13 protein-coding genes and 1 pseudogene are annotated in these 12906 nt (G+C 50.9%); 4 read left to right on the top strand and 10 right to left on the bottom strand.

All coding sequences use genetic code 11. The features are described from left to right. Window positions 1-47: 47 nt before the first annotated feature. From A7Q00_RS01130 to pseB, 8 genes are all read right to left on the bottom strand, one after another. Entirely contained in the window at window positions 48-614 is a 567-nt protein-coding gene (locus A7Q00_RS01130) for a hypothetical protein (RefSeq protein ID WP_064088816.1), read from the bottom strand. Window positions 615-722: 108 nt separating this feature from the next. Next, window positions 723-1757 carry a phosphoribosylformylglycinamidine cyclo-ligase gene (purM, locus tag A7Q00_RS01125; protein ID WP_064088815.1) on the bottom strand — a complete coding sequence of 345 codons (1035 nt, stop codon included), beginning with the start codon at window positions 1755-1757 and terminating at the stop codon, window positions 723-725. Between the two features lie 84 nt (window positions 1758-1841). Then, window positions 1842-2756, bottom strand: coding sequence for a TIGR01777 family oxidoreductase (locus A7Q00_RS01120; RefSeq protein ID WP_064088814.1), 915 nt, complete (start codon window positions 2754-2756; stop codon window positions 1842-1844). A 307-nt stretch (window positions 2757-3063) separates the two neighbouring features. Further along, window positions 3064-3525: a hypothetical protein gene (locus tag A7Q00_RS01110; protein WP_064088812.1), complete on the bottom strand. Its 462-nt coding sequence runs from the start codon at window positions 3523-3525 to the stop codon at window positions 3064-3066. 266 nt (window positions 3526-3791) lie between these two features. Further along, window positions 3792-4982: a restriction endonuclease subunit S gene (locus tag A7Q00_RS01105; protein ID WP_218915550.1), complete on the bottom strand. Its 1191-nt coding sequence runs from the start codon at window positions 4980-4982 to the stop codon at window positions 3792-3794. Further along, the gene (locus A7Q00_RS13910) at window positions 4931-6049 is read right to left on the bottom strand and encodes an HsdM family class I SAM-dependent methyltransferase (protein ID WP_245637496.1); all 1119 of its coding nucleotides are present in this window, start codon (window positions 6047-6049) and stop codon (window positions 4931-4933) included. Before A7Q00_RS13910 ends, A7Q00_RS01105 begins: the two co-directional genes overlap by 52 nt. 59 nt (window positions 6050-6108) lie before the next feature. Next, window positions 6109-6984 (bottom strand): hypothetical protein, encoded by an 876-nt coding sequence (locus tag A7Q00_RS13905; RefSeq protein ID WP_218915549.1) that lies wholly within the window; start codon window positions 6982-6984, stop codon window positions 6109-6111. 93 nt (window positions 6985-7077) lie between these two features. After that, window positions 7078-8076: a UDP-N-acetylglucosamine 4,6-dehydratase (inverting) gene (gene pseB, locus A7Q00_RS01095; RefSeq protein ID WP_064088811.1), complete on the bottom strand. Its 999-nt coding sequence runs from the start codon at window positions 8074-8076 to the stop codon at window positions 7078-7080. Between the two features lie 275 nt (window positions 8077-8351). On the opposite strand from pseB, the gene A7Q00_RS01090 reads away from it, so the two are divergent. The 3 genes from A7Q00_RS01090 (at window position 8352) to rpsI (ending at window position 10047) form a co-directional block, all read left to right on the top strand. Continuing rightward, window positions 8352-8885 (top strand): alpha/beta hydrolase, encoded by a 534-nt coding sequence (locus tag A7Q00_RS01090; protein WP_064088810.1) that lies wholly within the window; start codon window positions 8352-8354, stop codon window positions 8883-8885. 328 nt (window positions 8886-9213) lie between these two features. Then, entirely contained in the window at window positions 9214-9642 is a 429-nt protein-coding gene (gene rplM, locus A7Q00_RS01085; protein WP_064088809.1) for a 50S ribosomal protein L13, read from the top strand. Between the two features lie 12 nt (window positions 9643-9654). Then, window positions 9655-10047: a 30S ribosomal protein S9 gene (gene rpsI, locus A7Q00_RS01080; RefSeq protein ID WP_064088808.1), complete on the top strand. Its 393-nt coding sequence runs from the start codon at window positions 9655-9657 to the stop codon at window positions 10045-10047. A 667-nt stretch (window positions 10048-10714) separates the two neighbouring features. Here the strand turns inward: rpsI and A7Q00_RS01075 are convergent. Beyond that, the gene (locus A7Q00_RS01075; protein ID WP_064088807.1) at window positions 10715-11365 is read right to left on the bottom strand and encodes a hypothetical protein; all 651 of its coding nucleotides are present in this window, start codon (window positions 11363-11365) and stop codon (window positions 10715-10717) included. Between the two features lie 467 nt (window positions 11366-11832). On the opposite strand from A7Q00_RS01075, the gene A7Q00_RS01070 reads away from it, so the two are divergent. Beyond that, window positions 11833-12453 carry an L-threonylcarbamoyladenylate synthase gene (locus A7Q00_RS01070; protein WP_064088806.1) on the top strand — a complete coding sequence of 207 codons (621 nt, stop codon included), beginning with the start codon at window positions 11833-11835 and terminating at the stop codon, window positions 12451-12453. A 145-nt stretch (window positions 12454-12598) separates the two neighbouring features. Here the strand turns inward: A7Q00_RS01070 and A7Q00_RS01065 are convergent. Further along, window positions 12599-12906: pseudogene (locus tag A7Q00_RS01065) on the bottom strand (IS630 family transposase); the annotation flags it as partial.

Raw genomic sequence — 12906 nt, 5'->3', positions numbered from 1 at the left:
TGTTGGTTAATTGGTAGAAATGGTTTCAGGTAACCTTTATCGGCGTTTTACCGTCCGTTATGGATAATGCCACCGCGTACTCCGATCGCCGTAACGGCAAATACATCTGCCACAATACCACCCCATACCGCGATGTCGGCTTCATCCAGATACAGCAACGGTTTATTTACCTCTATCCACGGGCGGTCGGTTTCTGCTTCAAAGCGCAGGCTGGGCAGGGTCAATGCACGTTGGGAGAGGAGTATTTCGTATTCCGCATCAGCATTTTGTAAATGGCTGACATCCAAGGCAGCAATTTTCCCATAAACGGCGCGATTTTGCGCCAGTATGCGTTGTTTTAGGGTTTCATCCGCATATTCAAAAATATCCAAGTCTAGGTCGCCTGCTTGTGGTGGCGGGTCATCTGTATCCCTCAAGCAGGCATAGAGGGAAAAATCACCACCGATATACGGCTGATATGGGTATTTGCCGGTTTTGACCATCAGGTATAACAGCCGTTCGCCGGTTCCCGTATGCCAGCAGGGGATGCTGCGTTTGTCTTTAACAAAGCCGACCTGCTTCATAGCGGGACTCAGTACAGTGTTCAAGTAACGGTAGAAATCTTTGCTGTTCATAAGCTTGCCCCTTGGAGAAATAACGTGCAGAAACTGCCTGAACGGGGTTCACACAAAAAGCGGTTTTCCGTTTTCAGGTAGCCTTTAAGCAAGGCTACCTGAAATTATTTATGCCACCTGCGTTTGATGCTCGCTTCCCGCACGTTCGCGGATTGTGCCCAGGCGGTACACGGTTTCGCCTTGTTCGGCGAGGAAGGCCTGCGCCGCATCGGCCTGTTCGGCAGGCACGATAACGGCCATGCCGATGCCGCAGTTGAAGGTGCGGTACATTTCCTGCCGCTCCACGTTGCCGGCTTGTTGCAGCCATTGGAACAGTTTGGGCAGCGGCCAGGATTGGGCGTCGATTTGCGCCACACAGTTTTCGGGCAGCACGCGCGGGATGTTTTCGGTGAGGCCGCCGCCGGTAATGTGCGCCATGCCTTTGATTTCAAATTTTTCCAGCGCGGCCAAAATCGGTTTCACATACAGGCGGGTGGGCGCGATAACGGCTTGGCGCAGGGTTTTACCGCCGTCGAATTCGGCATCCAAATTGGGATTGCTGCGTTCGATGATTTTGCGGATAAGCGAATAGCCGTTGGAGTGTGTGCCGTTGGAGGCTAGGCCAAGCACCACGTCGCCGGGCCGGATGCTGCGGCCGTTGATGACTTTGCTTTTTTCCACCACGCCCACGGCGAAGCCGGCCAAATCGTATTCGCCTTCGGGATACATGCCGGGCATTTCGGCTGTTTCGCCGCCAATCAGGGCGCAGCCGGATTGCTCGCAGCCTTCGGCGATGCCTTTAATCACATCGGTGGCGCGCGCCACATCGAGCTTGCCGCAGGCGAAATAGTCGAGGAAAAACAGCGGCTCTGCGCCTTGCACGAGGATGTCGTTCACGCTCATGGCCACCAGGTCGATGCCCACGGTGTGGTGGATATCCCATTCAAACGCCAGTTTCAGCTTGGTGCCTACGCCGTCGGTGCCGCTTACCAGCACGGGGTTTTGATACTTTTTGCTGATTTCCACCAGCGCGCCGAAGCCGCCCAAGCCGCCCAACACTTCAGGGCGCAGGGTGCGCTTGGCAAAGGGTTTGATGTTTTCGACCAGTTGGTCGCCCGCATCGATATCGACACCAGCGTCGCGGTAGCTGAGGGATTGGGTCATGGCACTCTTTCGGGGAAAAATTTAAAACAGGAAAACGCTATTTTACCTGATTTTAAGCAGCAGCTAAGGATTGAATTGGGCGGCCTAATTCAGCAGGTTGTCGAGCGCACGCTCAACGGTGGGGAAGGTAAACTCAAACCCTTGCTGCAACAAGGCTTTCGGCGGGGCAAATTGGCCGTCTAGCACCAAATCGGCCTGCTCGCCCAGCATCAGGCGCAACATCTGCTCAGGAACGGAAAACAACAGCGGTCGGCGCAGCCGTTGGGCGGCAGCGCGGGCAAAGTCGAGTTGAGTGGTGCGCTTGGGGGCAGTAAGGTTGTAGGCCTGAAAGCCGCTGTGCGTTTGTGTGGCCAGGAAACGGATGGCAGCCACGACATCATCCATATGTACCCACGGCAGGGGCTGCTCGCCGCTGCCGGGCCGGCCCGCGCAGTAGCGCACCGGTTTGAGCAGCTGCGGCAAAATGCCGCCGTCCCTGCCCAGCACCACGCCAAAACGGCACACGGCCACCGGCACGCCGCTCTCCTGCTGTACGCGCTGTATCGCCGCTTCCCATTGCTGGCACAGCTGCGAAGGGAAAACATTTTGCGGCGGCGCGTTTTCCGCACACGGCGGCCAGCCCTCCGCGCTGCCGTTGCCATAATAACCCACGGCGGAAGCCTGAATGATGAGGCGCGGCGGTTGCGGGTGGCGGTGCAGCCAGTCGGCCACAGCCTGCACCGGCTGCAAGCGGCTTTGCAACAGCTCCTGCTTGCGCTGCGCCGTCCAGCGGCCTTCGCCCACCGACGCCCCGGCCAGGTTAATCAGCAAATCGGGGCGGATGCTGTCGTAGAGGTGGTGCAGCGCGGCGATGTATTCAAAACGCTTATCCGCCTCCCGTGCGCTGGCCGGATGGCGGCTAACGATAATCACCCGATGCCCGTCGGCCTGATACGCCGCAGCCAGATGGCGGCCGATAAAGCCGCTGCCGCCGATAATCACGATGGTTTGCCGGCTCATGCGCACCTCCGGCCGGCAAAAGAAAAGGCTACCTGAAACATGGTTTCTCTTTCATGAAGGATTTTCAGGTAGCCTGCCATGTTCTCGGCGGGCGTGCAAGTTTTCGGCAGTGCGGGTTGGGTTTCGGGCGGCTGCTCTTCATGGCGGCGGATAGGGAGGTGGCGGTTCAAATAAGCAGGGGGCAGACGGCACAAGCAATACGGCAAGCGAGCCAATGCCGCTCTTTAATATGTTAAGCGTTAGCAAGAACCGCCGAGGATTTTCAGGTAGCTTTTTACGGATGCAGGCTACCTGAAAATCTGCCATCTTAAGGATTGGGCAAATACGGATAGAGTCCTTCACGCCCGTCTTGATACACCATCACCGTATCGCTTGCCTCAACCGCCATGCCCGTGCCGTGATACAGGCATTTTTGCTGCGGGTCGGGAGTAAGCCCGCTGCCGAGATAGCCGATTTGCAGGGGCTTTTGTTCGGCGGCATGGCGTTGCAGCAATGCGGCGGCGGCTTGGGTTTGTTCGGCGGTAGGATGGCCGGGGTCGAGCCCGCCGATACCGATATTGAGTTTGTCCCAAAAAGTGCGCCGGGGCGGAGTGATGCGGACGCGGTATTGCGTGCAGCCGTCCGCACGGATGGCTCGCCCTGTTTGGCGGACGGTAAACCGATAGCCGCCCCGGCTGCCGGAAACGCCGGATACATAAGCTTCCGCAGCATCGCCGCCTGCAAGGACGGGGAGGGGAAATAGAAGAGCGAGGAAAATAAAGTTGCGCATGGATTTCGGGCTACCTGAAAACTGAAACCCGCTGGGCAGCGAGTGTTCATCCTACTTCTTTGCTTTGCTGTAGAAGACATGCGCTAGGGATCGTCGCTGTCTTGGCCGGTAGGGTGCAGGCTGATTTTTTAGGGCTTTGAAGCCGTTAAAAAGCAGTCTGCACTTTTTAACTGCGTTGAAGCTGTGTTTTCAGGTAGCCTGATAGGGGCTACCTGAAAACTGAGAAACCGCGTGCGTACGTTCCGCACACACACTACTCAAGCAGGCTACGCTTGCTGAATAGTTTGCCGGTAGGCGGCAAGTTCCCGTTCATTGAATTTGACGACATCGGTAATGACGAGTTTTTCTATGGCACGTCCGATTTGGGACATCAGTCCGGTATCGGGTTTTCCGTCTTTTTCGGGCAGCAGGCAGGTTAGGTTATGCGATTTTGAGGCGCGTAATTTGTAACCATAGTCAAAACGCCCTGACAGCGATTTCCGCAAACTGGCAGCCAGATACAGCATGGCGTGTTTGTCCATTGCATTGTCTTCATTATTCCAATATACGCCCACATCGTCTGATGCGCCGAATTCGTCATTGCGGTAGAACACGTTGCCGAAAATATCGATAGTGATTGAATTTTTGGGAAACCGCACAACGGCATTGCCGATTGAGCCGACAATACCCGTATTGGTTGTACCGGACATAACGAAATTCAGGCTGCCTGAAATCTGGTCGGCTTTGGTAAGGCGTTCGCCTTGCTGGATATTTCCAAATAATTCTTTGATTTTAAATGGTTTTATCCCTCCCCTCTGTGCATTTACGTTTTCTAACAAATCAAGCACGGATTTTTCCTGTTTGCTCAAGATGTAGTCGGACAGACCCGTAGCTTGCAGATAGGCTTGCAGTTCCTGCAAGCGTTCCGCTTGCAGTTCTTGGACAACGCTTTCCATATAGCCAAAGGCGATTTGATTGTTTTTGACTGGGAGCGGAATACTGATTTCATTTAATTTTCGTACGGAAACTGTATTTGTATAACCAAAAATGACTAATTGTTTTTGGACAATCGTTTTAACAAATAACCCTGTATTTTTATTTAGCATTAAGCCATTTTTGGGTGTTAGAACCAAAACACCGTCAGTTGTAACGAAATCATGATTTTGAAAATAAACAATGCCGGTTTGCCTGCCGATAATTAAAGCATTCCCTTTAAATAAACGGTTATCAGTAATTTTTACCTGCTTTACATATCCGTTATTACGGTCGTTTTGTGCAATGAATGCAATGCCGTTTATATCATCGACTAATTTATCTTGATTTTGGATATTTCCACGGTAAATGTTAAATAATGAATTGATTTGAAAATATTTCCAATTTCCGCCATCTGCCAAAAATGCCTGTTCCATTTCCAGCAGATGGCTTACTACTTTCCCTGAGCGTCCCCCTGTTTTGCCAAAAGTTGCGACACTTCCCAAGCCAAATAATCGGCTACGGTTTTTTTGAAGTCGGCAAGGGTGGGTTTGGCATCGATTTTCTTATGTTGGGCAAAGTTCCAGTCTGCACCATATTTATCACCATCCAAAGCAATGGTGTCTTCTACATATTCGTTTTCGCTGAAAAAATGCAGGCTGCTTTTGCCGTATTTGACCAAATCAACAAGTTCCGCATAACGTTCTTCAGCATGATTGATATTTTTCAGATTGCTGCTGGCCTTAGCCTTTTTGCGGTTGCTGCGTTTGTAGCCATCATTTTGAAAGTCGATGAATTTAACTGGGAATTTGGCTTCGTGTTTTTCTCCAACTTTAAAAACGTAAATAGCGGTTTGTACGTTGGATTTGCCGACAAACAGGTCATTTGGCATTTTGATGGACGCAAGCAGGGTGTGTTTTTGCAAAATACGTCGATTGATGTCGCGTGCTTTACCACTGCCTGCACTGTCTTGAATAATGATGGCAGCATATCCCTTGTTCATCATATTCAGGGCTTTTTCTACAAATACCATGCCGTTGCCTACAGCGGAGTAAGGCGGATTGAGCAGGAAAACGTCGGCAGGGAAGTTTTGATTTTCTTTGCCGTAGCCGTATCTGCCGTTGAAATTGGTCAGGCTGTTTTCCTGCAAGATGTTGCTTGAACCGTCGCCCATTAAAATCATGTTTAAAACTGCTAGCATATAGATTTCAGGTAACACTTCTATGCCTAAAATCTGTTCGGTTTTAATTTTGTTTTCTTTTTGGCGCAATTCATCAGGGCTGTTTATGCTGGATTTAGCGTCTTGCAGCATTAAATTCATTGAAGCAACCAGTAATCCGCCCGAACCTGTGGCGAAATCCCAAACGTAGCTGTCTTTGTTTACGCGGGCGAGTTTTGCCATAAGATAGGCAACGTAACGCGGTGTTAAAACAACGTCGTTTTGGTCATCACCAGCAAAGGAAAGCCAGCGAAACATGATGTTGAAGAGTTTGCCCGTGAAGTCGGTATCCAGCCCAACTTTGTAGAAATAGCCCAAATCTTCAACCACTTCTATAAAGATTTCTTTAAGCAATGATTGTCCGTTTTTGGGTTTGGACAGATTATCGTCTTTGATGGTGACGGAGAGACTATTCAGGATTTGCTCTTGTTTGCGTTTGGGCAGGCCTTTTTCTTTAAGGAAGGATTTGATTTTTTTAGAATAATGTCGCCGTCTGTATAGTCTTCTTCCGTGCTGCTAGTCAAATCTTTGGCTTCCAAAGGCTGCACTTTGCCTGCCACACCTAGATTTGCCATGATGCTAGCGGATACGAGATGGATGCGCGAAAGTGCGCTCAGGTTTTCCTGTTTGTTATACAGACGTTCATTGATTTTGGTAAGAGCGTCTTCTATGCGGTTTTCGCGATCTTTGTGGATTTTGTCGATTTCGGCTGGTGTGAGTTTTAAGAATTTAACCTTTTGGATAAATTCACTGAAATTTTCAGGTTTTAAAAATGACAAATCGGAAAATTCGCCAATTTTTTGCCCTACACCGTAATTGCTTTTGCCGACATAATACACGCCGATTTTTATTTTCAGGTTGCCTGAAATATCAACTTCGCCTGTTATGCCGATGGCGATAACGTCGGTGTAGCTAGTAAACTCCAATAAGGCATTGGCGTAATGTACCGCACCGTTTACTGCGTAGGCATTGATGTTTTTGTAGTTTGGTTCATTTTTTTTCTTGTTGAAGTTATCCGGGTGGCCGTCTGAATTAAGTTTTTCCAGTTTATCAGCGTAACCTTTGTATTCAATCATAACGGGATAGTAGTTCAATAAATCGTCTTGCAGTAACAACTTACAGTCCACACGGTTACCTCCGTCTCCGCCGGATTTGGATGCGGCACGACTTAGCGCGTTTTCTATTTCAGTATTGACCGTTTCCTGCTGTAGAAAATATTTTAGATGGTAGCTGCTGAGTTGCTGGTTGATATGGTTGGCAATTTTGGGTTCTACTGATTGTTGAGCCATCTTTAATTGGTTTCCTTGTTTCGTTTTAGATTTCAGGCTGCCTGAAAATCATTCCAAGCAGCCTGCATTTCATTTTTCAGGTAGCCTTCTCTCTCAAATCGCGCCGATTTTCTCTTTATTCTGTTCAATCCACGCCTGCAATTCCTCGCGCGTCATCCATTCCGTGTTGTTGTCGCTGGCATACACGAAGCCTTCGGGCACTTTCACGCCGTTTTTGATGCGCTCGGGCGTTTCGTCCCAGCCGTTGATGGCGGGCAGGATTTTGAAGTGTTCGGGGTATTCGTAGGTGTGGAACGAGTCTTCCGCGCCAATCATCTGCTCGTGCAGTTTTTCGCCGGGGCGGATGCCGACGGTTTCCTGCGTGCATTCGGGGGCGACGGCGGCGGCCAAATCGCAAATATTCATGGACGGGATTTTTTTCACATAAATTTCGCCGCCCACCATGTCGTCAAACGCGTGCCACACGAGCTCCACGCCCTGTTCCAGCGAAATCATGAAGCGGGTCATGCGCGGGTCGGTAATCGGCAGCGTGCCGCGTGCGCGCTGGGTGAGGAAAAACGGAATCACCGAGCCGCGCGAGCCCATCACGTTGCCGTAGCGCACCACGGCGAAGCGGCAGCCGTGTTCGCCGGAATAGGCGTTGCCGGCTACGAAGAGTTTGTCGCTGGCGAGCTTGGTGGCGCCGTATAAATTGACGGGGCTGCTGGCTTTGTCGGTGGACAGGGCGACGACGCGTTTCACACCTTTGTCGATGCAGGCATCGATCAGGTTCATCGCGCCGTTGATGTTGGTTTTCACGCACTCGAACGGGTTGTATTCGGCGGTGGGGACGATTTTGGTGGCGGCGGCATGGACAACGTAATCCACGCCATCGAGCGCGCGGTACAGGCGGTCTTTGTCGCGCACGTCGCCGATGAAGAAGCGCACGCGTTTGTCGCCCTGAAATTTTTTCGCCATTTCCCACTGCTTCATTTCGTCGCGGGAGAAAATGATGATTTTTTTGGGATTGTATTTGGCCAGGGTCATGGGCACGAAGGTGTTGCCGAACGAGCCGGTGCCGCCGGTTACGAGGATGGTGGAGTTAGAAAGCATGGATAACCCGTTGTTTTAGATTAGTATAATAGCTGATTCCACTACAAGATCATCTTAAATGGAAACAGCGTAATATGAAGTGGCGGATTATAGCACCGGCATTCGGCGGCTTCTATCGTGCAGCAGGCTACCTGAAAAGCAACAGCACAGCCTCGCCAAGCTTAACTTACATCTGTGCCAAAGAGGAAGAACAGTATGGATTCATTCCTCTCACTCCTCTTTGGAAGAGCCATACATTACAATAATACTTTTCTTCCTACTTTGCCCTACCGCCTATGTCTGCCGCTCAAGACCTTACCCTGCTTCTCGTGCGTGACGCTGCCGAGTCGGAGATGTGGATAGATGTTTGGGCACGCAGTTATCCGCTGGTGCAACAGGTAGCCTGTGCTGCCGAAGAGGGCATTGCCCAATGGCAAAGTAAAATCAACACAGCCTGGCAGCTTATACCCGGCCAGGTTATGATTGTGGCACACGGCGCAGGCGTACCGGCCGTGATGGCTTGGCAGTTCCAAAACAGTATGCGCGGTCAGCAACGCATCCGTGGCATGATTTTGGTTTCCCCTCTGCGATCTGCCTTTTTTATTGATGATGAATGGCACACCCTGCAACGCGCCCGCACTAACTGCAAAGCCGCTTTAGTAATCGGGCAAGATGAAAATCCGCTATGCCCAACCGATTGGGCAAGCGATACCGCCACCATCTGGCAAGCCAGGCTGTTACGCGCACCGCAGCCCGGCCACCTCAACCAGCGCTTGGGCGGCTGGCAATGGGGCATGCGGCTGATGCAGGAAATGTTGTGGGATAACTAATATCCTTGGCGCTACGGGCAATACGGTTTTCAGGTAGCCTCTACACGCATTGTTGCGTCTCACATACGCCAATCAAATCAATATGGACCAAACCTAATCTGTTGAAATAAATATGTTTATTCCTAAAAAGGCCTAGCCAAACAATGTTAAACGGTAGCAATAATTGAGAGCTTATCTATATATACGGCTTTCCTCCTTATCTTGCCTTACTGCAACAATGTATAGGGATTACGCCATAAATTCCGTTTCCGCTCAGGATAAACATTGACAGTAAACCGCTTAATCTTTAAAATTAAAGTTTTCTTATATTAATTTGGATTTTCCTGCTATGAAAACCTTCTCAGCCAAACCGCACGAGGTGAAGCGCGAATGGTATGTCATTGACGCCCAAGATAAAGTTCTGGGTCGCGTGGCTGCCGAAGTCGCCCGTCGCTTGCGTGGCAAGCACAAGCCCGAATACACCCCGCACGTAGATACCGGCGACTACATCATTGTAGTCAATGCCGACAAACTGCGTGTTACCGGTGATAAAAATGAAGGCAAAATCTACTACCGTCACTCTGGTTTCCCCGGCGGTATCTACCAGCGCACTTTCCGGGAAATGCAAGACAAATTCCCCGGTCGCGCCCTAGAACAAGCTGTTAAAGGTATGTTGCCTAAAGGTCCCTTGGGCTACGCCATGATTCGCAAGCTGAAAGTGTACGCTGGCAGCGAACATCAGCATGCCGCCCAACAACCCAAAGTATTAGAAATTTAAGGACACCATCTTATGAACAGTAAATACTACTACGGCACCGGCCGTCGCAAAAGTTCTGTAGCCCGCGTGTTCCTGCAAAAGGGTTCCGGTCAGATCGTAGTAAACGGTCGCCCCGTTGACGAATTTTTCGCCCGTGAAACCAGCCGCATGGTGGTTCGCCAGCCTTTGGTTCTGACCGAAAATGCTGAAGCATTCGATATTATGGTAAACGTGTGCGGCGGCGGTGAAACCGGCCAATCCGGCGCCATCCGTCACGGCATCACTCGTGCCCTGATCGACTATGATGCAGGTTTGAAATCTGCCCTCTCTCAAGCCGGCTTCGTTACCCGCGATGCCCGTGAAGTGGAGCGTAAGAAATTCGGTCTGCGCAAAGCACGTCGCGCCAAACAGTTCTCCAAACGTTAATCGTTTGGTATTACAGGAGAGCCGTGGTTTCCGGCTCTCTTCTTTATTTATATGCAAACATCTAAGGCTACCTGAAAAGTTTCAGGTAGCCTTTCTGTGGAAAACAACAGCATTATTTACGCTTCCGGCTTTTGTTTGGAGGCCTGATTTAGCTGCTGGTCGGTATCGTGACAAATGCCGATAGGGTCGGGAAAATTGCCCTGCATGTGGAAATGAACAGCGTTGTTGACACTTTCGGTTTTCGCTTGAAGACCTGACTGATCAGCTATTTGGTATGATCAAGAATGTCGATAGATACGAGGAACCCGCCCTGTTCTTGATTATGATGGCCAGTTGCTGAAGAATCATTTGAGAAAAAGCAAAAGCTGTCCGATGTGGAAAAATTGCAAACAACACGACAATTTCCTATAGCAGGTGCATGAGAGTTGGGGTATTTTTATGGCGGTCTTCAGTTCCCATTTCAGATCATATGAGGATTGACGGGCTAAAGCCCATCCTAATTTATGTACCCATTCTTTATATACGCTGGCTATAGACACTTAAAGCTTGTTTAAGTAGAAACGAAAGCTGTCTGCTACAGAAAAAGTGTAAGCGCCCAATGATTTCCCAAACTTAAAGGCTACCTGAAACCTTTCAGGTAGCCTTTAATCATACTTATGACGGCAACCTATTGATGCCGACGCAGTTCTTGGCGCAGCGACTGCAAGCCGGAGCGGCGGTCGGCGATTTGCAATTGCAGGTTGCCGGCGCGGTCGGACTGGTTGTTGCGGCGGGCGGTGGCCAGTTCGCGTTCGGCCTGTGCCAAGGCGCGTTCTTCGCGGCGGATGTCGCGGGTGATGATTTCCTTGGGCGTGAGCGGTTTGGCGGCAGCAATCACCGGCGCAGGGCGCACGACGGGAATGCTGCGGCGTTCCGGCTCGGGCTGGTGGCGCAGGGTAACGCGCATGGGCACGGGTTTGCTGATTTCCACATCGCTGGCGGCAGCCACGGCTTCTTGCCACACATCGGGCAATTCGCTGCTGTCGGCATCGGCTTTGTCGGCCGGTTGCTGAGCTGGCTCGGAGGCGGCAACTGCGGGAGTTGCAGCGGCCTGCTTAGATAAATCAGCTTCTTTATCGGCCAAAGATTTGGCCACGGGGCGGCAACGGCCTTGCGGTAGGGCAGTGCGCACGCTGCGCCCGTCGGCCAGCTGGCAGAGATAGGAAATTTCGGCCGGAGCGGTTTCGCTGCGGGCGGCGGGCGTTTCGGTGGCGGCACTGATGCCGAAAGCCAGCAGCAAAAAGCCGGGTAGAACAATATGGGCTAATTTTTCAAACATAAATTTGGTGTGTATTGCTAAAGCGTTTAATTCCCCATGCGGCATTGAATACCTTTACACAACAAGCTAATAGAACTTTCTTGCTGAGGCAGCGAACCGCAGACAGTGCATTTGGTATAGCAAGGCGAACCAACGCGGTGGCAAAAGTTAAGCAAGTTGGCGATAGTGAATTAATCCGCTGCGTTATGAACAGATACAGCATTATATCAAGCGGCAGGCATGCAGGCTGTTGGCTTAGGTTTAAACAGGTAAACAGGCTACCTGAAAAACACAGTGGGCTTTAAGCAGAGTGAATTCCATTTATAGTAAATTAAAATAAGAATGCTACAGCGTTGGCTCGCCTTGCTGTATTGCTCATACTGTCTGCGGCTCGCCGCCTTGTCCCATTCTTATTTTAATCCACTATAATTCAGGACAAGGCGCGGCATAAAGGCTTAAAATATTCATTTTTCCAGCAGGAGATAGCCATGGCACAATTCTTCGCCATCCATCCCGAAAATCCCCAAGAGCGGCTGGTGAAACAAGCCGCCGAAATCGTGCGCCAGGGCGGTGTGATCGTGTATCCCACCGACTCCTGCTACGCGCTCGGCTGCCAAATGGGCAACAAAGAGGCCATGGAGCGCATCTTGGCCATCCGCAAAATCGATTTGAAACACCACCTCACCCTGATGTGCGCCGATTTGAGCGAGCTGGGCACTTATGCCAAAGTGGACAACAGCCAATTCCGCCAGCTCAAAGCCGCCACCCCCGGTGCCTATACCTTTATCCTGCCCGCCACCAAAGAAGTGCCCAACCGCACGCTGCACCCCAAACGCAAAACCATCGGCCTGCGCGTGCCCGACAATAAAATCGCCCTCGCCCTTTTGGCCGAGCTGGGCGAGCCCATGCTCTCCTGCACCCTGATGCTGCCCGAAGAAACCGAGCCGCAAACCGACCCCTACGAAATCCGCAACCTGCTCGAACACGCCGTGGATTTAATCATCGATGGCGGCTGGTGCGGCACCGAGCCGACCACGGTAATCGACATGACCGACGGCACCGAGCTTATCCGCCAGGGTGCGGGCGATACTTCGGTGTTCGGGTTGTAACACCAAACTGCCTGCAAGCTGATCAGGCTACCTGAAAGTTTCAGGTAGCCTATAATCTGCCCATTTGATTGATATAGCGGATTAAAATATAGTGGATTAACAAAAATCAGGGCAAGGCGACGAGCCGCAGACAGTACAAATATAGTCAATTAAAATCAAAATAGGACAGTAACGCATCGTCAAATCGGGCGTAATCAGACAATACGGTTCGAAGATACCGCTTAATATTCGCCCACACCTTCTCAATCGGATTGAGCTCAGGTGAATAGGGTGCAAGAGGCAATACCTTATGTCCCAATTTTTCCGCCATTTCCCGTAAGACACCTATACGGTGAAATCGTGCATTATCTAAAATAATCACCGATTTTTGAGTCAATGCGGGCAGTAGGCATTGCTGAAACCACGCTTCAAAAAAGACTCCGGTCATCGTATTTTGATAAACCATCGGAGCAA

This window comes from Eikenella halliae (genome assembly GCF_001648475.1).
In the GTDB taxonomy this organism is placed as follows: domain Bacteria; phylum Pseudomonadota; class Gammaproteobacteria; order Burkholderiales; family Neisseriaceae; genus Eikenella; species Eikenella halliae.
This window is presented reverse-complemented; position numbering and strand designations above follow the sequence as displayed.

What these genes read in the sequence shown, in the direction of transcription:
- A7Q00_RS01130 (WP_064088816.1), bottom strand. Translation starts at nt 614, where the DNA reads ATGAACAGCAAAGATTTCTACCGTTACTTGAACACTGTACTGAGTCCC.
- purM (WP_064088815.1), bottom strand. Translation starts at nt 1,757, where the DNA reads ATGACCCAATCCCTCAGCTACCGCGACGCTGGTGTCGATATCGATGCG.
- A7Q00_RS01120 (WP_064088814.1), bottom strand. Translation starts at nt 2,756, where the DNA reads ATGAGCCGGCAAACCATCGTGATTATCGGCGGCAGCGGCTTTATCGGC.
- A7Q00_RS01110 (WP_064088812.1), bottom strand. Translation starts at nt 3,525, where the DNA reads ATGCGCAACTTTATTTTCCTCGCTCTTCTATTTCCCCTCCCCGTCCTT.
- A7Q00_RS13905 (WP_218915549.1), bottom strand. Translation starts at nt 6,984, where the DNA reads ATGGCTCAACAATCAGTAGAACCCAAAATTGCCAACCATATCAACCAG.
- pseB (WP_064088811.1), bottom strand. Translation starts at nt 8,076, where the DNA reads ATGCTTTCTAACTCCACCATCCTCGTAACCGGCGGCACCGGCTCGTTC.
- A7Q00_RS01090 (WP_064088810.1), top strand. Translation starts at nt 8,352, where the DNA reads ATGTCTGCCGCTCAAGACCTTACCCTGCTTCTCGTGCGTGACGCTGCC.
- rplM (WP_064088809.1), top strand. Translation starts at nt 9,214, where the DNA reads ATGAAAACCTTCTCAGCCAAACCGCACGAGGTGAAGCGCGAATGGTAT.
- rpsI (WP_064088808.1), top strand. Translation starts at nt 9,655, where the DNA reads ATGAACAGTAAATACTACTACGGCACCGGCCGTCGCAAAAGTTCTGTA.
- A7Q00_RS01075 (WP_064088807.1), bottom strand. Translation starts at nt 11,365, where the DNA reads ATGTTTGAAAAATTAGCCCATATTGTTCTACCCGGCTTTTTGCTGCTG.
- A7Q00_RS01070 (WP_064088806.1), top strand. Translation starts at nt 11,833, where the DNA reads ATGGCACAATTCTTCGCCATCCATCCCGAAAATCCCCAAGAGCGGCTG.